We start from the raw sequence: 22,221 nt of genomic DNA, 5'->3' as shown, positions 1-22,221 counted from the left end.
TTATATGGATGTCTATTTAGTGGGCGCTATATACGAAAAAGGCCACATAGTATTGTGGCCAGCTAAACTACTTATTTAAGTTTAAATCTTAGGCTTAGATTTTTACCATTTTTTCTCTAAGCGCAATGCGTAGTAATTCAACAGACCATATCCATAAGCAGGTTCCTAGGACCTCAGATATGATTTCGTCTGCTGGCAGATGAATAACCGCTGGTGATAGCCCAAGTATCGGAAGCATAATCCCGTGACAGATAACAGCAAAAAGAATACCAAAAACAATACCTTGAAGCATCGTAATTCTAGGGAATATTTCGGCAACTACGCAATAAAAAACAGTCGCGGCAATAGAAAAAACAATATGTACAAAATTCCCACCCCAGTACACCAGTTGATCAGAATAACTATAAACAAGTGAGTGCCAATCAATGCCCATATCAGTCAGCATTTGTACAGGAGGAGCAATACGATCGGGGGTTCGAGGAGGAAGAATATCCTCCGTTCCAGACTTAACAAATGCCGAAATGATCCCTGTTATAACCCCTATGACTAAGGCTATAAAATAATGACGATTTTGTTTTGGTGTTGTCTCAAGAAGTTTAATTGACATGCTAAATCCTCTGTTAATCCTTGTAATGATTATTTAACATCGAAAAGATTAACAAAGCATATACTTTAGTTAAGTAAGGTTAATTTTAAGAAAAATCTTCTATTATGCATTTCGCTTATCATGCTACTGGGTGGCTACATCTACCACCTAGTTATTATGGTTAACCCGAGATCCCCATTCAGCTTAGCTCTATCCAGCTGTTGAAAGACACGCACCTGTTACCGATGCTACATCGAGATGCTCATGTGATTGGACAGCATACAACCCGTTCTAGGTTTTCCCTTCATCGCTGAGTAATATGCTGAAATCTGATGATAGAGCAAGCAACGAAGAAACCGGCTCAGAAAGCCACTACAACTTAATTATTAAATAACACTAATACATGAATAAACCTCAACTCTTTTTGTTAGTGCAAGCAGCTTTGAATATTAAGCATAAAGACAATTAACTAAGCAATAACAATGATATTTAGAAAGCATATTGTAATTAAATACAATACTTTACAAAAATTCAACATCCACTAATGACGCAGATCAATAGTTCAATAAATTTGATATTTTAAATGTTGCGCAAACAGAAATACCTATTTATAGGTATATAACCTTGTGTCGCTTAGTTTCCCTTAACTTGAGACTTTAATTGATAGGTCTTCCACTGCATCAAATCGGAGCAGTGGATTTTTTTGGACATGGAGTCCCATTGGATGAAATATAAACAACTATATCTAACCTCGAATAGCTACGTGAAAGTTGTCTGTTCAGAACCAGCTAAGGTTCTGCTAATCAATGATAAGTACTACGATCGCTTTAGCCAGGATAGTTGGCCAAATTACCATGGAGGCTTTTTTTCCTACTTTCCTGCAATAATCGAAGTACCCTATGAAGGAATTTGGAATATAGTTATTGAACCCCATTTCACTGGGCGATCACTTCCAACAATTGGTTTGACTGTCATACCACGTGATGATAATCAAATTTTAGATTGAGATTTGAAAGCAATACATGACCAGAGCTTCCATAAGGAAGCTCATACTCAGAAATGAATAACGATAATAAACATATATTATTATGAAAAAAAGTTAGGAAATTTAGATACGTTATTCACAAGAATATTACATCTAAGTTACTTCTTGTACATACCTTATTATTCTTCTTATTTGATGTAAGCCAACATAGTCTCTTTTTAGTAACTTACTCTTCGAGCTATTGTAATAAATTTGGATAGGTGAATTAGGCATTTGAGCAAGCATAACAAACCACATGCTGATGCCAGAGAAAAAAATTACTAGCATCAAAATAATTGGGATAATCTTTCTCATCTATAACTTATTCTGAAAAATTTTAGAATCCCATTATACAACTTAAAACCTAAACACTTTTAAACAAGAACTATAACTCATAGTTACTTATGTGATTCTAATGGAAAAAATACTAGCTCCTAAACAATGCTTAGTGAGATCATTTTATTCTTGTTACAAAATGCTGCTGTGACACTAGAATTGTAACAATTATAAAAAGTAGAGCAGTAAAAACTATACATGATGGGATTATTCCCATATCATTAAAATGATACAATATAACATATCAGGATAATTCAACCTAAAATGAAGTTTTTTATAGTTAAAATCACTGTTTTATTACTTATTTGCTTTACGTTGTTTACCTTTACTGTCTTTGGTTTATGCCTTTTGAATCACAAGAAGTGCTGTCGTTCTGCTACTAAAATTCTAGAAAATAGAATTCCACTAGCTAACAGAGCATTACGGCGTATATGCACAAACCGTTTAAATACACGATTAACTTGAAATCACTTGTGGTGGCCTTAAACTATCTATGTTGAAAGCGATGGTCCACCATAATAAGACTCTTAATTCTTTATAGTGAATCATCAATAGGAATTATTTAATCGAGGATATATTCAAATCATTAGTCATTTAGTTACGAACTTTGGCAGACGTCCTGCCAAATTCATTCTGATCTTGGCTATACATCATAATGACCAAAGTCGTCTTATGAAGATAGTGAATACATATCTTTTTTATGCCAAATGATGACAAACCACACTATTGTGCAGCACATCATACGCTCCAAACTCCTCCTCTTCGCTAAGTAATGTGCTAACTTAATTATAAAAAATACATGAAAAACAATATGTTAATATTAACAAAAATAATACCGCGACGTTAAAAAGATCCAAACCTACTTGTTTTTCAATTTTTATAATTAGTAAATATAAACCGTTCCGAAGTTCCATTAATCAAAAAATCGCCTAAGCGAGGTTTGATTTTGTAAGCAGTGTTACAAACTGACCACTCTTATCAGAATATCAGCGTTTTTACGTACGTAAAGCTATTAAGCAACCTTTTTTGGTTCTCTATCTTTTCGCACCAAACGGTCCATTTCTTAGCGAACATTCAATGCCATCAGTAAACCTTCGACAATACCTTCAGCTTTTTGTAGCAGCTTCTCAATATCGCCATCTGAGCAACTATGCTGCTTGGCTAACGCCATGAACGTTTTAAAGAGCAGGCGCGAACTAGATATATAACTGATGAAGAGTATGCAGCGCTTTATTGTGTGGCTCCAGATATTGTCACGGTTGCAATAGAGTTAGCTTATCGATGCAGTGCACGGCAAGGCGACATATTAGAAATGAAGAAAGGCCAACTCATAGACCGAGTAATTCTAATCCAGCAGAGCAAGGCAGCCTTATCACAAATCAAGGCATGGACAGATCGCTTAAGAGCTGCAAACGATCTATCAGACAAATTGCCCCTATCCTCAGCATGGTGAGTATTTTTGTGCTCCACCAGCAATCTGGTTCACGTTATACCCGAGATAGCTTCAATGCACATTGGATGAAGGCAAAGAAAGCAGCGGCAGTGAAATATTCAGAATTAGACTTTAACTTCACCTTCCATGATTTGAAGGCAAAAGGGATATCAGATCTAGAGGGAACGCTAAATGATAAGTAGGCGATTTCTGGTCATAAAAATGCGACGCAAACTGCACGCTATGATAGAAAAATAGCAGTCGTTCCGGTCGTTGGTGGGCAGAAGTAACGGCAGTTAATGGCGAAAGCCAATGGCGAAACAATAGTGAAACAATGGTGAAAGGCGAATTTTAGACACAAAAAAACCGCCTCTCGGCGGCCACGACACTGCTTTATTGCTTTGATTATTCTAGTAAATTTCCTTGGTACCCGGGACGAGACTTGAACTCGTACAGCCTTACAGCCGAGGGATTTTAAATCCCTTGTGTCTACCGATTCCACCACCCGGGCTAAGGAAATTTGGAGGCGCGTTCCGGAGTCGAACCGGACTAGACGGATTTGCAATCCGCTACATAACCGCTTTGCTAACGCGCCAAAATCTTCAGGCCTTTCAGCCACACCCGCAAATTGCCGATGTTTTAAATTTGGAGCGGGAAACGAGACTCGAACTCGCGACCCCGACCTTGGCAAGGTCGTGCTCTACCAACTGAGCTATTCCCGCTTAGCATTTTAGCTAGTAAATCTCACTAACTTAGCTGCTTGTATCTTCTGGCTTTTCGTCGTTGCCGTCTGATGCGATGCATTCTACTTATCTCACGAACCGCGTCAACATCATTTTTATCTCACAACGACTGTTTGCTGATTTTTAACGCATTTCGATCACGGTTCGAGCAAATCATTCCGTGCAGCGTTCAAATATTGGAACATTGACCAGAATGTCAGTACTGCCGCAATGTACAACGCGATGACGCCCGCAATGATCACATAGGTATCAGGACGCCATAACAGCCCCACTAAGGCCAGCATTTGTGCAGAGGTTTTTACCTTGCCGATCCAAGAGACTGCAACGCTGCTGCGTTTGCCAATTTCAGCCATCCACTCACGCAGCGCCGAAATAATGATTTCACGCGCGATCATCGTTGCAGCAGGCAAAGTGATCCACCAAACGTGATAATGCTCGCACACCAGCACCAGCGCCGTTGCAACCATCACTTTATCAGCAACCGGATCAAGGAATGCACCAAAGCGCGTTGTCTGCTTCCACCGGCGGGCGAGGAAACCGTCAAACCAGTCCGTTACCGCGGCAAACACAAAAATCAATGCGCAGGCGAATGAAGCCCAGGTAAACGGAAGGTAAAACGCCACAACAAAAAATGGGATCAGGACAACGCGAAACAGAGTGAGTAAGGTCGGTATATTTAATCGCATAGCGTGAGGTAACTATCTTCCATATGTGGATATTATTTGTATGTTGCTACAATGCCCCTAGTGTTTCAATGCATTGTGGATCTTTTCTGCCAAAGCCTGTGAAATACCTGGCACTTTTGCAATTTCTTCCACGCTTGCATTCATCAAAGGCTGTAGACCACCCATGTACTTCAAAAGCGTTTGACGACGTTTTGGCCCAACACCTTCTATAGTTTCGAGAGAGCTGGTATTGCGCACTTTTGCACGTTTCTTACGATGGCCTGTAATCGCATGATTGTGAGAATCATCGCGAATATGCTGTATCAGGTGCAGTGCCGGAGAATCGGGCGGCAATGAGAAACCCTCGCCCTCCGGTTGTAAAAACAGCGTTTCTAGACCTGCTTTACGATCGCTGCCCTTCGCGATACCCAGCAATAAAGGGCGATTTTTATCCCAAGGCACATCAAGTTCGGCAAAAACATCTTTCGCCTGCCCCAATTGACCTTTGCCGCCGTCGATAAAGATAACGTCTGGAATTTTATCTTCTTCAAGCGCCTTGCCATAGCGTCTGCGCAACACCTGATTCATCGCCGCATAGTCATCACCAGGCGTAATACCGGTAATATTGTAGCGTCGATATTCAGAACGCACCGGCCCGTGCTGATCGAAAACTACACAAGAGGCAACGGTTTCCTCACCCATGGTATGGCTGATATCAAAACACTCCATACGGCGAATGTCAGAAAGATGTAGCACTTTCTCGAGCTCCGTTAGCCGCTGATGAATAGTCGACTGTTGAGAAAGTTTGGTGATCAATGCCGTCTGCGCATTGGTTTTCGCTAATTTTAGGTAGCGAGCGCGATCGCCTCGTGGTCGTGTTTGAATATTCACCTTGCGACCAGCGAGCTCAGAAATAGAGTCAGACAAAATATCTTTTTCGGGCAGCGTAAAATCGAGCAAAATCTCACCCGGCAGCGTACGTATTTGGCTACCTTGCAAATAAAACTGCCCCACGAAGGTTTGCACGACTTCGCTCAGTTCAGTCCCACTAGGCACTTTAGGGAAATAACTACGGCTGCCTAATATTTTACCCTGTCGGATAAAGAGTACGTGCACACACGCCATACCTGAGTCAAACGCAACGCCAATAACATCAAGATCATCACTGTTGCCAGAAACGAACTGTTTCTCAGTAACGCGCCTTACTGCCTGAATTTGATCTCGAATCCGCGCAGCCTCTTCAAACTTGAGCGTTTTACTAGCCTCTTCCATTCGAACGACGAGTGAATCGAGCACTTGACTATCTTTACCAGACAAAAATAAGCGAACGTAGTTTACCTGCTGCTCATATTCTTCATCGCTCACCAAACCCTTAACGCATGGGCCAAGGCAACGACCAATTTGGTATTGCAGGCAAGGACGCGAGCGATTGCGATAAACGCTATTTTCGCACTGTCGAATAGGAAAAAGCTTCTGCAAAAGTGCGAGAGTTTCACGCACTGCATAGGAGTTCGGGAACGGGCCGAAATACTCCCCTTTCGCATGCTTTGCCCCACGGTGAATGGATAACCGAGGATGATTGTCAGCGCTGAGGAAAATAAGGGGATAGGATTTATCATCGCGCAACAATACGTTATAGCGCGGCTGATAGAGCTTTATATAGTTGTGTTCAAGCAGCAAAGCCTCTGTTTCCGTATGGGTCACGGTAACATCTATCTGGGCGATATTTTTAACTAACGTTTCCGTCTTGCGACTGCCCACGTTTTGGCGAAAATAGCTCGATAGACGTTTTTTGAGATCTTTGGCCTTGCCGACATAGATAACCGTCTCAGTGGCGTCATACATACGATAGACGCCGGGCTGGTTGGTCACCGTTTTTAGAAACTCTACAGAATCAAAACGTTCAGTCACTGTTTAACAGGTTCTCTGCATTGCACAATCCATGGCGAATTGCTAAATGAGTCAACTCGACATCACCGTTAATATTGAGTTTGCTAAACATACGATAGCGGTAGCTATTTACCGTTTTCGGGCTCAAATTGAGCTGTTCAGAAATCTCCGTCACTTTGCTGCCCTTAGTGAGCATCAGCATAATTTGGAGTTCGCGTTCAGATAAGCACCCAAACGGCGAATCTGTCTGCGGCGTCAATTGGCTCAGAGCCATCTGCTGTGCGATATCAGACGCAATATAACGTTGCCCAGAATGAACGGCTCGTATGGCGTTCACCACCTCTTGCGGCGCGGCACCCTTACTTAGGTATCCAAATGCGCCAGCCTGCATAACCTTCGCCGGCAACGGATTTTCCGTATGAATAGTCAGCATAATAACTTTGACGTCAGGGTTATAACGCAATATTTTACGCGTTGCCTCAAGTCCGCCAATGCCTGGCATATTCATGTCCATTAATACGATATCTGCGCTGTTACTGCGGCACCATTTGACAGCATCTTCGCCACATTGTGCTTCACCAACAACTTTGATCCCTTTGATATCTTCAAGAATGCGTCGAATCCCTGCGCGCACCAGTTCGTGGTCATCAACAAGAAGAACGCTGATCAAAGAAAAGTCTCCCAAAAGAAGGAATTAATGACATGTTTTTATTGCCAGTAAGCTTCGATAATACTGTTTTTTTAAGCAAGAATGAATAGTTTAATCACTTAATACTGATTTTATCTTCCTAAGGATACAAGGTTCTATTTCTCAACCCTAGTTATGCGCAAAAAACGGCTTAGTTAGTGAATAGATACAAAAACAAGGCTCTTTTATATCTATAAAAATCAAAGAGTTAATAATAATTCAACATTAACAACATCTTTGTATAATTAAACGTAAACAAGTCGTGAAGTTAATAGTTTTTTTGCTAAAACTTACTCTTTGACCCAACAGAAAATATCGTTTTAATAATGAAAACTATTAAGAACAATAACAATTTGAATATATTTTACCCACGCCGAACAAACATTAACCGTTTGAAACTATTTAACTCTCCCCCTGCGAGTAAAAGTTAAAACTCTGCTTTAATAAAAGCGATCGCTCTCATGCATCCTCAAAGTTTTTAACTTGTGGTATACTCTGCAGCTTAAAAAATTCCGTCCTTGATGAACAGCGCTTCCCATGCATTGATCCATTTAACTTCATCAAGGGCAAAACATTCCATTAAAGGTACAATATGAGCAACGTAGATTTCTCAACCGAATCCACTATCGAAACTCTGGCCAATGAAGTCGCGTGCTTAAAAGCCACTCTGACCTTCATGTTAAAAGCCATGGGCCAAGCCGATGCGGGTAAAGTTATTATTAACATGGAAAAATTTGCGGCTCAGCTCGAAGATGCCTCTCAGTCAGAGTCTTTCAAGCACGCTATTTGCCAGATTAAACACGCTTACCGTCAATAATCTGCTTAGATTTGGCTTGCACCTTGCTGTAGGCCAAATCTTGTACTGTTTTGTCCCTGAATAGTTCTCCTCCTTGCTTTATTATGCAATGATACTGCGTAAATATATAAGTATGAGCGTAACTAAAAATGGGATTGTTGTTCAAAGCATTACTAGGTGCATTCGTTGTTTTGCTGATTGCTATTTTGGCTAGAAGTAAAAACTATTATATTGCTGGCTTGATCCCTCTTTTTCCTACCTTTGCGCTGATCGCCCACTACATTGTTGGTACAGAGCGTTCTATTGAAGCACTTCGTTCAACCATCATCTTTGGGATATGGGCCATCATTCCCTACTTTATCTACCTTCTGTCTCTCTATTTTCTGATAGCACATCTGCGCCTCTCATTCTCTCTCATAATCGCCGTATTCTGCTGGGTTGCCTCTGCTTGGGCTTTAGTAACGTTGTGGAACAAATTTCATGGTGTTGGATAATCACCTTCGCTAGTTTTTTTATCGTCAGTAAAATCAAGTATCTTATGACTGAGGTTAATGTTTTGATGCGAGTTAAGAGCCATTATGTTAATTAACACTTAGCTAAAGGAGCTTGACGATGGAACCTCTCTACGGATTTGTCATTCTGTTACTCGCCATTCTTACCGTTAGTTTATTTGCATATTCTCGCAGAGGCGCAATATACGCGATATTCAGTTGCTTATGCATGGTGATCCTTGCCGCTGCTCTTTACTTTGCTGCATTTTATATCTCTGATGGAGCTGAACTGACTGCAGGAATAGCCACCTTATTATCGCCAATTGCAGGTGCACTTATCGTGTTCACTACTAGTTATGCAGTACGCGAACAGAAGCAATGAAAAGATTTCTCAGCTAGAAGAGCCTTTCGGCAAAGTACGATTTTAGATTTGTGACATGTGATGAAAATACATAGAAGAAGATACAAATAACAAGGCCACCTTGCGGTGGCCTCTTTTGTGAACTTATGCCCCATCCCGGCGCTTATCTCCGGCACTCGCTCTCGACGGTGTTAGCTCTTTAACGGGGCAAAATCACTATGTCATAATACCGTAAGTTATAATTAGCAATTATTGCTATCGCACTTAGTAATTAGTGCGCTAATTGATTCGCTGCTTGCACTCGCGACCTGAGCATCAATAAATTACGTTCAATTCCGGCGCTTATCTCCGGCACTCGCATTTTGCGGTGTTAGCTCTTTATTTGAACGCCAACGCACTATATAGACACTTGGCTAAACACTCTATGAACAAAGGATGATGATTTCTATTGATGCATTCTCATACTTAGTTATTGAGCTTAATTATCTGAATAATTGATATAAATTTTATCTCTATTTTCTAACAACCATTCATATAACAACTTTTAAAAACAATCAGACAAACTTAGCAACATAAATTAACCGTTAACATGTTTTTATATACAGTATTTATTTTTAATTCTCGATAAAATACAGCGACTGCAGGAATATCTTTTCTACATATGAACCCCTACATATAAATATTGAAACAACTAATTTTTGAAGGAAACAAAAATGGATAAACTCACCTGGTTCAACAATGTTGAAGATCGTACCCATCCATGGGAAGGCATGGGGCTAACTTGGTTAACCACCGCACTTAACGTTCCCAGTGTTAGTGCTGCCGTTGATTTCTACACCAATTCGATGGGGATGGTAGCGATTGCAGAACTGGAAGACGATAATGGAGAAATGTTATTCGCACGCATTCGCTATCGTGGAACCAACTTTACGATTAACAAGGAAGGCTGGGACTCTGACTTAAGCAGCCCACAAACATCAGGCTCCCCAACACCGTTCATTTTCTATATGTACGTTGATGACACGGTGGCGTTGGTAGAGGCTATGAAACAAGCTGGCGCCAGTGTGCTGAGTGAGCCAACTGAAATGTTCTGGGGCGATTTAAAAGCACGCGTGAAAGATCCCTTTGGCTTTATCTGGGATATTGCGCAGAAGATATAAGAGCCATGCTTTGGCTCATCGTCGACACTATAATGTGAAAGTGGATGAATGGGTCTACAGCTAGATAAGACTTAACAAAAGTCCGCTCATTGCGGATTTTTGCTATTCAACGCGATAAACATCAGGATGTTCCATCGTTGCTGCCTCATGATATATATCATCAAGCCATTGAGGTATTTCACCTTCGGCAATGAAATCAGGAATAATCACATCATATATTCGCGAACACTTATATTCCGCGCCTGAAACATTAAAAAGCAAATATCCCGCCTCACTTCTTTTAACACCGATAAGACGACCAAAAACATTGAATATCATCATAACAATCCCTCTAGCTCACTCTGCCTTTAGGCATAGTAGCACTGTTGCCCAAGGAAACGAGGCTGGTAGATTGCGATCTGGTCAAACAGACAGGGATAGCACTGGCACAAAACCGCTGTCGCCACTTTGTCGCCATCATTGATTTTAACCTAAGAGAAACCACTGGGGAGAATGTTTTATACTATTGATATTGAAGGATTTTGTTGGTGGGTCGTGGCGGGTTCGAACCGCCGACCAATTGATTAAGAGTGCGTAGAACTACCTTTTAAACCAGTAACTTACCGCATCTTCCGCCGCTCACACGTCCCAAGATGGAAAAGTTTGTAAAACCATTGAAGATGCATGAAAACACTATGAGTCCCAAATCTGTCCCAGAGAATTACCGCAGGCCACTCATGGGTGATCTGCGATAGTGCTCTCTCACATACACGGGTTATCATCAAACTCGCTCATCGACATATCATTGACGACATGCGTCACAACTCCGAATATCTCAAATCCCGCATCTTCATCTGCAAACGTCACATCATCATAATTTTCCAGCTTCGCAAGACAAGGCACCGGCATAGTTAATAATCTGCGCAAGACGAACTCTCCGCAGAGTGCAGCAACAACAACACTTCCATGGACAGGTCGCTTCGAGCTATCGATCACAAGTAGCGCATCTTTAAGCACACCGGCACTTGGACAGTAGTCTGGACACTTCATGAAATATGTTGCATGCGGTGTTTTAATGTATAGCTCGTCCAGACTAATTGGTTTGTCTGTGTAGTCTGCTGCTGGGGATGGGAAGCCCATATGTCACCTATAAAATAACTGTTAATTCATACAGTATATTTATGGCGTAGGCGGTTGTGAAGAGAGTAGACGAAGGAATGTTGGAAAGTTCTGATTAGGAAGGAAATAAAGATACAGCACACAAAACGCGCTCTGCACACGATAGCTCCCTCATAAATGATGGTGCCATGCGATCAATAGCTGATCAGAAGCGTCTCAAATGCTAAACTCTTCCATCACTTAAAATTACTCTTATTGACAAATGCTTAAGCTCTTTTCCAGATACATATCTGTTGGTGTTGTGAACACGGCCATCCATTGGATGGTTTTTGCCATAATTTTCTATGGTGTTAAGGATGATCAAGCCCTCAGCAACTTTGCTGCGTTCTGTGTTGCTGTAACCTTCTCTTTCTTTGCAAACGCAAGATTCACATTCAAGGCTCAAACTACTACCATGCGATATATGCTTTATATCGGGTTCATGGGGGCGCTAAGCGTCGCTACAGGATGGGCATCTGAAGCATGTGGTTTGCCACCAATCTTCACGCTAATCGCCTTCTCTGCAATTAGTCTTGTATGCGGATTCTTCTATTCTAAATTCATCGTTTTCCGGAGTGAAAAGCAGTGAAAATCTCGTTGGTTGTTCCTGTCTTCAATGAAGAAGACACTATACCTATTTTCTATAAAGCAGTTCGTGAATATGAGCCGCTGAAAGAATATGAAGTTGAGATTGTATTCATCAATGACGGTAGCAAAGACTCAACTGAAAATATTATTAATGCGCTAGCTATTTCCGATGAATTAGTTAAACCTTTAAGCTTCACTCGAAACTTTGGCAAAGAGCCCGCATTATTTGCTGGACTAGACCATGCCACTGGCGATGCCGTCATCCCTATTGATGTTGACCTGCAAGACCCGATTGAGGTTATCCCCTTTCTGATTGAGAAGTGGAAAGATGGTGCTGATATGGTACTAGCCAAACGCACAGATCGATCTACAGATGGACACTTAAAGCGTAAATCTGCTGAAATGTTCTATAAACTGCACAACAAAATCAGCACACCAAAAATCGAAGAGAATGTGGGTGACTTCCGCCTGATGTCGCGTGAAACAGTTGAGAACATTAAACAACTTCCCGAACGCAACCTATTCATGAAAGGTATATTATCATGGGTTGGCGGTAAAACTGAGGTCGTTGAATATTCACGTGCCGAGCGCTGCGCTGGTGAGTCTAAATTTAATGGGTGGAAACTATGGAATCTAGCGCTTGAGGGAATAACTAGCTTCTCAACATTCCCACTTCGTATTTGGACGTACATAGGTCTTGGCGTTTCCGCCTTTGCTTTTCTATATGCAGCATGGATGGTAGTAGATAAGCTTATTTGGGGAAACCCTGTACCCGGCTACCCATCACTAATGACTGCGATTCTTTTCCTTGGTGGTGTCCAACTCATTGGGATAGGTGTTCTTGGTGAGTATATTGGACGAATTTACATTGAGACAAAGCAAAGACCAAAATATCTCTTAAAGAGCTTAAAAAATGAAAAATAACATTAAGATTTACTTATTAAGCATATTCTTACTTGCGCTACCATTAATACTTGCAAATGTTTACTACAGCGATGATATGAGCAGAGCAATGAGCGGAGTAACTTATTGGGGTATTGATGGCCGGCCATTATCAGATAGATTAATGATTATCCTTAATTTTAACAATCATCTAACTGACTTGGCACCACTTCCTCTAATAATAGCATGTTTACTATTATCTATTTCATTTTATCTATTTCATATTAAAGTTTTTAATTCAGAAAGGCATTATCTATTTTTACCATTATCATTTTTATTAAGTCCATTTTTAATTGAACCCCTATCATACAGATTTGATAGTTTAACCATATCGGCTTCGATATTTTTTGCCTTTTCATTTATTTGCATAAACTATAATAATAAGGCACTTTCATTTATTTTACACTCTGCCTTTATAACCATTGTATTTTCATTTTATCAAGCATCTATCAATATAGTATTAATATTAATTTCTATAGAGATGTTTGTAAAAATAAAAAACAATGAAACCCCAATAAACATAATACAATCAATAGCATTTCGAGTTATTGAAGTATTAGTTGGTGCTATTATATATATGAAATTTGTATTGCCGTTAACTCATGTTAATGACAACAGCCAAAACCATCCTGGGATTGCTACAAATATCATAGAGATCATTCACAAAAATTTCACTATTTATTATGATTTCTACACTAACAACTTAACCCCTGAATATGGAAGAGAGTTATTAATTGGTAGTTTCATTGTATCATTTGCACTTGCTATTAAATTATTTTTTGTATACTTTAAAAAAAACAAGTGTAAAGCTTCTGTTTTTTTGGCGTTAATGGTAGTGCTATCATTACCGTTGACTTTCATATCATCAATGATTTCATTACTTTTCCTTGAAACGCCTCTAACGACTTTTGCAAGGGTTTACATTGGTTTTAACGGTCTTTTTCTATTTGTCTTTACCATTTTATATCTGTCCATAAATAACACAAAAGCTGTTAACGTTATACTTTTAATATTTATTTTTTATATATTTACTCTATTCTACTCCTATGGAAATGCTTTACGAGCACAGGATGATAAAAATAAGTACGTCGCTGAAATAATTGGGTTAGCGTTAAAAAACACCCCCGAAAATAGTGTTAATGTTATGTTTGATGGTAGTTCGCCAAAATCCCCTATACTACTTAATTCACAATTAAATTATCCACTATTCAAAACAATAGTACTCGACTACTTCTATAACTGGTACGGTTCTCATGTATACCTCAAGATTAGAGGTGTAAATCAAAAATATCCTGACTTTTCCAGTCAAAAAGTATCTATGTTTATGAAGAACTATTGTAAGTCAACATTGATTTATTCATCTAATGATATAAATATTTATCGTGATGATGATAATGTAATGGTGAGTTTTGATAATTCATTATGTAAATAAATTACACAATTAAATTAAGGCCGTTAACCATCAAAATGTTAACGGCTTTCTTATACCTAAATTAACTTAACATCAACATTTCCTGACGTTATAGGTTCCTCAAGAACAGATGCTATGAACCTTGCTACTGTTACAGCCCCAGTGCCTCCATAAACATAGCCTTTAGTTAGGTTTGGAGTTGTTCCTGAGTCTCTTCTTAAATTCGTAGAGATAATAGTGACATATAATCCAAATGAGTTTGTACCTTGATTCTCAAGCCTAAATATTGGTGAGGATATGACAGGATTCGCCGGTACAGCTTGAAGCTGACAACCACTTATCGAGATTGTTCCGTCAATAGTTGAGTTCTTGTCCTGAATCACCCTTAACCGTTCACCCTTGACACCTTCACAACCACAGCCATTCATAGAAATTCCATTAGGGTTATGTAGAAAATAAGAAATAGCCGTATTTTCCGAAGTTCCTGTCATTGGAATAATATTATCAGCCGTACAACAATTTAATGTGGAATAGTTTTGTGCATCTATCTGAAATGCAATTTGGTAGTTAACCACCCCCACTTGGTCAAGTAGATTGCTGGTACCTGATGTGTGATATATGCCATTTCTATATCTTGATAATGAAAATCCTGTTAACTGCCCAACTGCAAGCCCAAGAAATCCACAGCGCTCGAAAATGTTTGAAAAACAATCCTCCCCAATAAAACCATAATATCCGCACTCAACTCTAAGATCTCGCAGTAGACTAGATGCCAAATACGGCGCGTATATACCGCAGTAAGGTTGATTTTCACGACCTGTTATACCTTCCCGCATCAAAGTAACGCCTACAAATTCGATACCTGATGCATAATTATCAGAGTTAAATCCATCTACAACAAAGTTTTCAGGAAGGAGGGTGGCCAATGCATCAACTGCTACTCCATCAATAATATGGAATGCATTATTTGTTGTCTTAGCGATCTTTGTTTTATTCTGTCCTTGACCAATCAATCCAGACCAACTCTTGACAGCTACTGTTTCTGATGTCAGGTATTTGCCAGCTCCAAAATGAATTGGAGTGCTATGGTCATATCCATATGACATGGCCTTAGCTATTGCAGAAGCGTTATCGAAGCCATTTATAGGCTTTGCACCAAAGAACTCAACCCAAACATTACCTTCCACAATCCTCCGCCACGCCAGCGTACCAGTAGACGGCACAATCACTATTCCACCATCATCAGCAATCGGTGAAGTGCTATTGTCGAAAGACTGGAAGTAACCACCACCATAGTGCTTTTCTGTTGCCGTAGCGCTTGCCGCTGAAGCTACATAGACAATCTGCCCCGCCGCTGCCGGAACCTTTGCTCGCAACTCAGACAGATTTAGGAATCGGCCAACAAGGTTAAAGCCATCTTTTGCTGTCAGAGCCGCAATGCTCTGGTTCAATGAAGTAAGTGATTGCTGAACAGTAACGCTGCCCCCTGATAGGTTTGTAGCGCCTATAGTGGTAGCGCCAGCGTTAGCAGATAGCGTTGCCGTATTTGCCTTAGCATCAAGCAACTGCTGGACAGTGGTTGGATTGTCTTCATCATCTTTTGCGCCAATCATTGATGCACCAGACGATTGTGATAATTGGGTTAGTACATTATCAGTTAGTTGTACCCAGTTACTTAGCGTTGACGCAGGGTCTGCGCCGAGCATAAACGAGTATCCGAGATCTGTTCGTTTTGCTACATCCCCCACTTGAGCTGATAAGGCTAGCATTTCCTCTTGATTGCTAACAACGAATGGGACTGTCAAGGCAACTGATGGAATAATGGATACGGGGAGTTTCCCGGTTCCAGAGTCAATAATGGCGAAATCAGAAAGATTCTTTACATCTATGTTTGAGTTAGCATCAAACACAGGAACTGCATTTACCCTTGATGATGCTGCAGGGAGATCGCTAAGCAACTCGCCATCCGGAACCCTTATAGTTCTACCGATTGCTGAGGATGCAGCACTTCCAGCCTCAGCGGCTGATTCTGCGGCGCTTATTGCAGACTGGTTAGCTTGTGCCGCGATTCCGCTAACCACAGTCACGGTTTCAGATGCGGCCTGAGCAGAGCTGGCGGCCGCATTAGCCGCAGCTTCTGCCTGAGCTGCATAATCAGGTGCATTTTCTAGTTTGTCAGCGCTTAACTTCGCCTGAGCGGCGGCGACCTCTGCAATAGCAGCGTATCTTTGAGCTTTATTTGTTTCTGAAATGGACATGGCTGCCCCTTATTAAAGACTTTGTGTGATGCACGGCGTTTTAACTATTCGACTCACTCGCCAATAGCAAAAAATGAACAGTTTTGTAATGTTGAATACGTGTTCTGCAGGCTGAATTGGCTTCTTGAAATAACATCCGCATTGGCCGTTCCTGATGCTGGAATTTTGAATGACGCAGTTATTGATAGGGCGACATTAGGAAATGTAATAGGGAAGCTAAATGTCTGGACGCTATTCCCTGAAACAGGGAAAGCTCCCCATTGGAAAATTCTTCCTGATGGAAGCTTCTGCCATCCCGGACCAGATTCGAAGAACGACATATCTGGCACTTGCCCTGACCCATTGCCAACATCACGATAAGCTGCCGATCCAAATTCAGTTAATATGTTTGTCCCATCACCATAAACTTTAGCCGTAGAACCATTGGCAATAGTTACGCCTGTTCCTGACTGGGTTTTGCAAATAACACCGAAGATACCGGTGCAGTTATTTACAATCGTCCATGACTTGAGCCAGCTAGGGAGTACCAGATTAATATTTGAAGTTAGCGCACCGGACAACGTAATCCGGTCCTTTGATGCCTGCATTGCGGTTAATGTGATGGTACTGGACGTTATCCCGCTTAAGTTTGTGTAACCGTAAGAGTTAAATGGAACCCACGACGCACTTGCTACAGGTTCTGGTGATGTCAGATTATTATCTGAGAGCGACATCCAGACTCCACTTGAGGTGGAGTTTGGGAGCATCGAGCCTTTTGGATATCCGCTTATCTGGTTGGCAAAGTCCTGATTAAACGCATACGTCATTCCTGCGTTTTGCCACTGCTGCTGAAGTGTGACGGCATACAGCACGCCATTCATATCTTGACCTGATGGAGGGATGCCACCTGCGCTTTTAGGCTGCATTGTTATCGGCGGGAATCCCTTGTCAAAGGTGGCGATACCGTTATTGTCAGTGGATGAACTTGAATCAACAGGTACAGTATTCTTTAGGCCGTTAACGCCAAATGCTTTTAAAACGCGAGATGGTGAATCTGATGAGTTCATGTCATACCTGCTGGACTATATTTACAGTTACCCCTATGGGGGACGGGATGGCACCAGAGCTTTGCACAATGGCTAATTCTGCTGTTGATAATGGAAATTCGAAGACATAGCTCATCACCATATCCCCGTCATTCCTCACGTAGCACCTGCCGCTATCACCAAACATGAAGGTGAGTAATTTGTTTAAATTTGGAATTGTGCAATCAGAAATATTTGCCGCAGCTTTCATCATTATTAGCTTGCGGTATACATCATTTGTGAGTGTTACAGTTGATGTAGATACCTCACCTGTATAAAAAGGTGCCTGATTAAAAGGTTGGGGATCATCAACAACAGGAGGTGTAGATGAGGCTTCATCAAAACCGAAATATTCTTCGTTTTGTGTAACCGTCAGCTGCCTGCCGACAACCACTATCTTCCCCCATACGTCCAGTCCATAGGTGTCGGCTGTTTGGATGTTCCAGATGATGTCGTAGAAATCATCCAGAAAATCTTCGATACCTACGGCTTCATTGAACGAGTAAACAAGGGATTTAAGTTTCTGGCTGTCGGCATATTGCGTCAGTATTGTATCTGCGACGTTTATCATGCCAGTGTCACCGAGATGTTAGTTGCATCGAGCGTTGGCACCTCATCGATGCCAAAGGACGCAGAGGTCTGGTAGGTGGTCCCGTCTCTGCTGATTGTAATGCTGAAGATATCCACATTATCGCTGTCGATCGCCTGAACACCGGCATAGTAGCGTCCAGCGTAGATAGTCGAGCCAATCCTTGCCCTAGTTCCGCCGTCCTCGCCATTGAATGCACTGAGAACGGCGGTGCGAACTCTGTTTACGATATCGCCTGGCAGCGCGTTGTTATTGGCAAGCTCAACCTTAAAGTAAACGCTGACAGCCGACGGCGTTTGCCATTTGATTTCGTATTCTGGATAGGGCTGCACGTAGTTCACGTCGTCGACGACGGTATAGCTCGTATTGCCAACCATTGACGGGCCCGGAGGCAGTTTCTGCCAAATGGCTTTTGCAATGTCGGACGATGCTCCTCCGTACACGCTGACGTAGAGTGAATGAGGTTCAAGCTCAAAGTCCGTGAATCCCTTCTCCACTGCCAGCCCTGTGTTGTTCTGCGTAACATACGCATCAGTTACCCCTGGTACTGCGAGCACGTTCGCATACACTGCGCCGAGTTGATTATTCGAGTTGCCGGCTACCGACTGCTTGCGGCGGTATTCAAAGTTGGCCCGGCTCTCTACTTCATTACCGAGCACACCGGCGGTAGCATTGGTGATTCCAGACCAGCCAGATATGGCGCGGTAGATGGTGTTAAGTGCGCCGATAGGACAGGCGATCGGGCCAGTTGCCTGATTCTGGAAAACGATATCAACGGCACCAGATGCCGGGATAACCGCATCAGCCAGCGAGTAATAAAGATATCCGCTGGAGTCCTGCGCGATGCTGTTTGCTGGGATTACAGTTCCCACCAGACCGGTCGCCGTGGCCGTTACCGTCGTTCCGATCGCCGCAATGCGGTCAATGAAGTAAATCTGACCGACCGCATCCTGCATACGACCTTCAGCAAAGTCAGGGTTAATCTGGTTAACCAGCCATGCCAGGTTGTCATTCTTGTCGCCAATGATAGCCGTGTCGCTCATGGCGATCTGTCCCTGCGGCGTGGTAAGGCTCTTACTCATCCCGCCCCCCATAGCGGTATCAAGGTCAGTTAAACGCCCATTGAGAATGTCTATCTCATCAGGAACGGCGATGCCGGTATCGGAAAACGTGACGGAGGGGACGGCTGTGCTAACTGTTACTTCAGCCATTTGTTACCTCAGAATTGGATTGTGGTCTGGATATTGTTCGTGTCGGTGATTGTCATGACGCCAGATGCGAGGCGATCTACTTTTCCAACGGTGGCTGTGCAGAATGCCGACTGGACATATGGCAGTTTTTTGGCTTCGGTAGCCATCTTTGTATTGATAAGCTGAGTGCCCGGCCAGTGACCGAGGATGCGCTCGTAATACGGGATTCCCAGCGTTGTGTCGTACCATGCCTCACCAAGGAAGGTTGAGCACGCACAGGCTACATCCTGAGCCACTGCGTATGGATTTGAGGTGATCGCGATGCTTCCGGTGTCGTCCAGTGAGATGTCCCACTTTTCAGTCACCAACTGGAATGATTTAGTAAGCATGTAAACTCCGGGCAATAAAAAACCCGCCGGAGCGGGTTATGAAGGTAATGGTGCGTCTGATATTTCGTTGCCTCTCTCCACTCCTGGAGTCAGGTGATGCATCAGAGATACACCTCCCCCCTCTACATCCCCAGTTGCAGTAATTGATCCACCGAACGTTGCGTTCCCGGCATAGCTTCCCGATCCCTGTGTCCATTCCCCATTCGCCTCAATGATTGGTGCGTTGAAGGATATTTTCTCATCGGCGTTAACAACAACTTTGTTCCCGTTAACCTGCACGACCAGCGGAGAGACGATATCAATGCCGTCATTGGAAAACTTCACGTACTGGCTTGGCTCAGCATTCAGCACGCCGCCGAGGTAAATGGCATCAGAGTAACTGTGCGTTCTGTTTGATCCGGGTAGAGCGGCGTCTTTTGTTGCTTTTACCGCAGTGATGTCACGGTCACAGATTGCGATCAGGCCAATATCACCTACGACTGGAGGCATAATTACGGCGCTTGCCCCACGCTGCAGCCTCCAGACCGGAACCCCGCTTATCACGCCGGAAGGAATGCGATCGCCGCCGCCAGTGAAACCGTCGACCATTGGCTTAACTGATACCACCTCTCCGCTGTCATTGATGGCAGTCACCAGAGAGAGAGTGATGAACGCCTTACCCATGAGGAACTGATGCATCAGGAACTGCTGCGCATTTGCTTCTGACGATGTGTCCTGCGGTCGGTTAGTGAATAGATTCATCATTGCCTCACAGTAAGCTGACCAATAGACGCCCAGACGATGGTTGACCATGGCCCGCCCTCTGTCCATGTTGACAGGTGGTGGACTGCTGACTGAACCGTGTAAACACCGCTGCCATTTGGCAATGTTGTTTCCAGTTGAACCTTTCGACCTCTCAATATTAGATCGCTGTACTGGCACTGGAAGTTAATGCCATAGTTGCTGAACACGGGGTATCCGATGAGACCGTGCTGCGGAGAAATAAGTGGTATAGTGTCGTCAATACTTCCTCCCTGTGGCCAGATGTAGATAGCGCCAAGCCGGAAGTCTATTTCTATACCTGCAGCATGGGCGCACTGTTGAATCTGAGCGATCGGGTTTCCTTCAAAGTACGGATTTTCAAGCTTTGCCAGCACACCATTATTAACGACGGTATAGCCGATGCTTGAGGCTATCGTGGTGATGATTTCATTGACGCTGGCAACCCCCTCTTTTGAGAATGGCGCGGCGGTAATCGACTGGTCAAATCCGGTTGAGAACGCGCTGATAATCAGCGGCGCATCCGGCATCTGGTTCAGATCCGCGAAACAGTTCGTTATCGCCCCGAAGAAAACAGGGCGGTCATCGGCCCATACCTTCATCATATTCTGCTTGGCACCATTCAATTGGATGCCCTTATAACTGAGCAGAGCCATGTTATCGATGCCCAGACCATACACGCGAGCCTCAAGCGTGGTGCCAGTGATGCCACCGTACGCCCCAATCTCAATTTCTGCCTTGATGTTATCTATGGTGAGGATGTTGTTGCCAGATTCGTCAAACACGCCGTCTTTTAACGTGAACTCAAATTTTAGCGTTCTCTTTTTGTACGTCATGTCGCCATCTCTTCGGCTGTGGCGTAGAAGAGCTTGAATCGCGTTCCTAGCTCATCGTAAACCGGGTCAAGGCTTCCTTTCGTGTCGGCAAAGAAAAGCTCGCCACTAAACTTCAGGTAGGGGTATCGGACAATCTTGTTGCAGTTCAGGCAGAGAACGCCCTGCGCTATCCAGAGATTATCCACGCCAATGTCCATAAACAGGCCAGTGGAACGCTGCACGATACGCAGAGTTACTGACTGCCCAGCGAGGTTTACGCTAACTTCCTGCGCCTTTAAAGGTTTGAGGGATATGTTCTGCATCAGGATAACCCCGCAACCAGCTCATCGACCGTCGTAGATAGGTTGTTTATTGCAGATGTGGCAGCTCCATTAATGGCACTCGTAGCGCCTGATGTCACATTACTTACTGCGTTACTAACCGATGTAGCCACGGTCGTTGCTGCGCTTGATACCGACTCTTTCAGGCCGGTTAGCGCCCCCTTCACATCCTCAAGCGTGGAGTTGGTCGCGGTTGAGTTTGCCTTTTCCGTCACTGTACTGGCAGCCTTGCTCGTGGCATTGGCCGTTGTGTTGCTGTTGGCGGTAGTGCTGGTAAGAGTGACCTCCGCCTCTTCAAGAACAGACTGGAAAATAGCCTCGACGGTGAGAAGGGTCACATCGCGATCTGATGTCCGATAGTTATAACGAATAAGATCGTAATCCTCATACGTCGTGTCAGGGGTTTCAATGTCGTAAACCTGCGCATCAGCAACCATCGCATCCAGAGCAGCCAGCATGTCAGACCGGCTGGTCAGGGTGAAGTTAGTCAGGTTTGGAATGCTTCCGCTAAACCCAGTCCAACCTTCAAGAGTGAAGAGAACGCGAATAACAGGAGGACGTTTCAC

At 43.0% G+C, this 22,221-nt stretch carries 23 protein-coding genes, 3 tRNA genes and 2 pseudogenes; 9 read left to right on the top strand and 19 right to left on the bottom strand.

Annotation, left to right across the window (positions count from 1 at the left end; genetic code table 11):
- Nucleotides 1–94 precede the first annotated feature (94 nt).
- Complete coding sequence (locus RSC70_RS01045; protein ID WP_025801670.1) at nt 95–607, bottom strand: YagU family protein; 513 nt, start codon at nt 605–607, stop codon at nt 95–97.
- Between the two features lie 688 nt (nt 608–1,295).
- Here RSC70_RS01045 and RSC70_RS01040 point away from each other — a divergent pair.
- On the top strand, nt 1,296–1,592 hold the full coding sequence (locus RSC70_RS01040; RefSeq protein ID WP_332541397.1) for a DUF1883 domain-containing protein: 297 nt from the start codon (nt 1,296–1,298) through the stop codon (nt 1,590–1,592).
- Between the two features lie 1,417 nt (nt 1,593–3,009).
- On the opposite strand, the pseudogene RSC70_RS01035 reads toward RSC70_RS01040, so the two are convergent.
- A pseudogene (locus RSC70_RS01035) lies at nt 3,010–3,123 on the bottom strand (antiterminator Q family protein); the annotation flags it as partial.
- Between RSC70_RS01035 and RSC70_RS21005 the strand changes: the two are divergent.
- A pseudogene (locus tag RSC70_RS21005) lies at nt 3,118–3,668 on the top strand (tyrosine-type recombinase/integrase); the annotation flags it as partial. The pseudogenes RSC70_RS01035 and RSC70_RS21005 overlap by 6 nt on opposite strands.
- A 134-nt stretch (nt 3,669–3,802) precedes the next feature.
- Here RSC70_RS21005 and RSC70_RS01025 read toward each other — a convergent pair.
- The 6 genes from RSC70_RS01025 to uvrY form a co-directional block, all read right to left on the bottom strand.
- Nucleotides 3,803–3,889, bottom strand: a tRNA-Leu gene (locus tag RSC70_RS01025).
- Nucleotides 3,890–3,899: 10 nt separating this feature from the next.
- Nucleotides 3,900–3,973: transfer RNA gene (locus tag RSC70_RS01020), tRNA-Cys, on the bottom strand.
- A gap of 51 nt (nt 3,974–4,024) precedes the next feature.
- Nucleotides 4,025–4,100 (bottom strand) — tRNA-Gly (locus RSC70_RS01015).
- 158 nt (nt 4,101–4,258) lie between these two features.
- Entirely contained in the window at nt 4,259–4,807 is a 549-nt protein-coding gene (gene pgsA / locus RSC70_RS01010; RefSeq protein ID WP_025801668.1) for a CDP-diacylglycerol--glycerol-3-phosphate 3-phosphatidyltransferase, read from the bottom strand.
- A 57-nt stretch (nt 4,808–4,864) separates the two neighbouring features.
- Entirely contained in the window at nt 4,865–6,697 is a 1,833-nt protein-coding gene (gene uvrC, locus RSC70_RS01005; protein WP_040047175.1) for an excinuclease ABC subunit UvrC, read from the bottom strand.
- Nucleotides 6,690–7,346: a UvrY/SirA/GacA family response regulator transcription factor gene (gene uvrY, locus RSC70_RS01000; RefSeq protein ID WP_025801666.1), complete on the bottom strand. Its 657-nt coding sequence runs from the start codon at nt 7,344–7,346 to the stop codon at nt 6,690–6,692. The genes uvrC and uvrY overlap by 8 nt, the downstream gene beginning before the upstream one ends.
- Nucleotides 7,347–7,956: 610 nt before the next feature.
- Here uvrY and RSC70_RS00995 point away from each other — a divergent pair.
- The 4 genes from RSC70_RS00995 to RSC70_RS00980 all read left to right on the top strand — a co-directional run bounded on the left by RSC70_RS00995 (nt 7,957) and on the right by RSC70_RS00980 (nt 10,172).
- A complete protein-coding gene (locus tag RSC70_RS00995) occupies nt 7,957–8,181 on the top strand; it encodes a DUF2594 family protein (protein WP_004094789.1) in 225 nt (74 codons plus the stop codon).
- Nucleotides 8,182–8,309: 128 nt separating this feature from the next.
- On the top strand, nt 8,310–8,654 hold the full coding sequence (locus tag RSC70_RS00990) for a GlpM family protein (protein WP_025801665.1): 345 nt from the start codon (nt 8,310–8,312) through the stop codon (nt 8,652–8,654).
- 118 nt (nt 8,655–8,772) lie between these two features.
- Nucleotides 8,773–9,033, top strand: a complete 261-nt coding sequence (locus RSC70_RS00985) for a DUF2545 family protein (protein ID WP_332541395.1) — start codon at nt 8,773–8,775, stop codon at nt 9,031–9,033.
- Between the two features lie 692 nt (nt 9,034–9,725).
- A complete protein-coding gene (locus RSC70_RS00980; RefSeq protein WP_040047172.1) occupies nt 9,726–10,172 on the top strand; it encodes a VOC family protein in 447 nt (148 codons plus the stop codon).
- A gap of 102 nt (nt 10,173–10,274) precedes the next feature.
- On the opposite strand, the gene RSC70_RS00975 is transcribed toward RSC70_RS00980, so the two are convergent.
- Both RSC70_RS00975 and RSC70_RS00970 read right to left on the bottom strand, forming a co-directional pair.
- A complete protein-coding gene (locus RSC70_RS00975; RefSeq protein ID WP_332541393.1) occupies nt 10,275–10,493 on the bottom strand; it encodes a DUF7661 family protein in 219 nt (72 codons plus the stop codon).
- 420 nt (nt 10,494–10,913) lie between these two features.
- Complete coding sequence (locus tag RSC70_RS00970) at nt 10,914–11,291, bottom strand: HumD family translesion DNA polymerase (RefSeq protein WP_332541391.1); 378 nt, start codon at nt 11,289–11,291, stop codon at nt 10,914–10,916.
- Nucleotides 11,292–11,532: 241 nt separating this feature from the next.
- Here RSC70_RS00970 and RSC70_RS00965 point away from each other — a divergent pair, with 241 nt between their 5' ends.
- Genes RSC70_RS00965 through RSC70_RS00955 form a run of 3 tightly spaced genes read left to right on the top strand, consistent with a single transcriptional unit; the run spans nt 11,533 to nt 14,271 of the window.
- Nucleotides 11,533–11,898 carry a GtrA family protein gene (locus RSC70_RS00965; protein ID WP_332541389.1) on the top strand — a complete coding sequence of 122 codons (366 nt, stop codon included), beginning with the start codon at nt 11,533–11,535 and terminating at the stop codon, nt 11,896–11,898.
- A complete protein-coding gene (locus RSC70_RS00960; protein WP_332541388.1) occupies nt 11,895–12,821 on the top strand; it encodes a glycosyltransferase family 2 protein in 927 nt (308 codons plus the stop codon). The genes RSC70_RS00965 and RSC70_RS00960 overlap by 4 nt, the downstream gene beginning before the upstream one ends.
- Nucleotides 12,811–14,271: a glucosyltransferase domain-containing protein gene (locus RSC70_RS00955; RefSeq protein ID WP_224452357.1), complete on the top strand. Its 1,461-nt coding sequence runs from the start codon at nt 12,811–12,813 to the stop codon at nt 14,269–14,271. Before RSC70_RS00960 ends, RSC70_RS00955 begins: the two co-directional genes overlap by 11 nt.
- 56 nt (nt 14,272–14,327) lie before the next feature.
- On the opposite strand, the gene RSC70_RS00950 is transcribed toward RSC70_RS00955, so the two are convergent.
- From RSC70_RS00950 to RSC70_RS00910, 9 genes are read right to left on the bottom strand one after another with little or no spacing between them, the layout of a single operon-like run.
- Nucleotides 14,328–16,508 (bottom strand): hypothetical protein, encoded by a 2,181-nt coding sequence (locus RSC70_RS00950; RefSeq protein ID WP_332541386.1) that lies wholly within the window; start codon nt 16,506–16,508, stop codon nt 14,328–14,330.
- Nucleotides 16,509–16,561: 53 nt separating this feature from the next.
- Nucleotides 16,562–17,554, bottom strand: a complete 993-nt coding sequence (locus RSC70_RS00945) for a gp53-like domain-containing protein (protein ID WP_332541384.1) — start codon at nt 17,552–17,554, stop codon at nt 16,562–16,564.
- A 1-nt stretch (nt 17,555) separates the two neighbouring features.
- A complete protein-coding gene (locus tag RSC70_RS00940; RefSeq protein WP_332541382.1) occupies nt 17,556–18,143 on the bottom strand; it encodes a DUF2612 domain-containing protein in 588 nt (195 codons plus the stop codon).
- On the bottom strand, nt 18,140–19,372 hold the full coding sequence (locus RSC70_RS00935; RefSeq protein ID WP_332541380.1) for a baseplate J/gp47 family protein: 1,233 nt from the start codon (nt 19,370–19,372) through the stop codon (nt 18,140–18,142). Before RSC70_RS00935 ends, RSC70_RS00940 begins: the two co-directional genes overlap by 4 nt.
- An 8-nt stretch (nt 19,373–19,380) precedes the next feature.
- Nucleotides 19,381–19,740: a hypothetical protein gene (locus RSC70_RS00930; RefSeq protein ID WP_332541378.1), complete on the bottom strand. Its 360-nt coding sequence runs from the start codon at nt 19,738–19,740 to the stop codon at nt 19,381–19,383.
- A 36-nt stretch (nt 19,741–19,776) separates the two neighbouring features.
- A complete protein-coding gene (locus tag RSC70_RS00925; RefSeq protein WP_332541376.1) occupies nt 19,777–20,481 on the bottom strand; it encodes a Gp138 family membrane-puncturing spike protein in 705 nt (234 codons plus the stop codon).
- Nucleotides 20,481–21,335, bottom strand: coding sequence for a hypothetical protein (locus RSC70_RS00920; protein WP_332541374.1), 855 nt, complete (start codon nt 21,333–21,335; stop codon nt 20,481–20,483). The genes RSC70_RS00925 and RSC70_RS00920 overlap by 1 nt, the downstream gene beginning before the upstream one ends.
- Nucleotides 21,332–21,637: a phage baseplate plug family protein gene (locus RSC70_RS00915; RefSeq protein ID WP_048220955.1), complete on the bottom strand. Its 306-nt coding sequence runs from the start codon at nt 21,635–21,637 to the stop codon at nt 21,332–21,334. The genes RSC70_RS00920 and RSC70_RS00915 overlap by 4 nt, the downstream gene beginning before the upstream one ends.
- Nucleotides 21,637–22,221 (bottom strand): hypothetical protein, encoded by a 585-nt coding sequence (locus tag RSC70_RS00910; RefSeq protein ID WP_332541372.1) that lies wholly within the window; start codon nt 22,219–22,221, stop codon nt 21,637–21,639. Before RSC70_RS00910 ends, RSC70_RS00915 begins: the two co-directional genes overlap by 1 nt.

The sequence above is a fragment of the Hafnia sp. genome (genome assembly GCF_036648275.1).
In the GTDB taxonomy this organism is placed as follows: domain Bacteria; phylum Pseudomonadota; class Gammaproteobacteria; order Enterobacterales; family Enterobacteriaceae; genus Hafnia; species Hafnia alvei.
The sequence above is the reverse complement of the archived record's forward strand: the minus strand, read 5'-3'. Positions and strand labels throughout refer to the sequence as shown.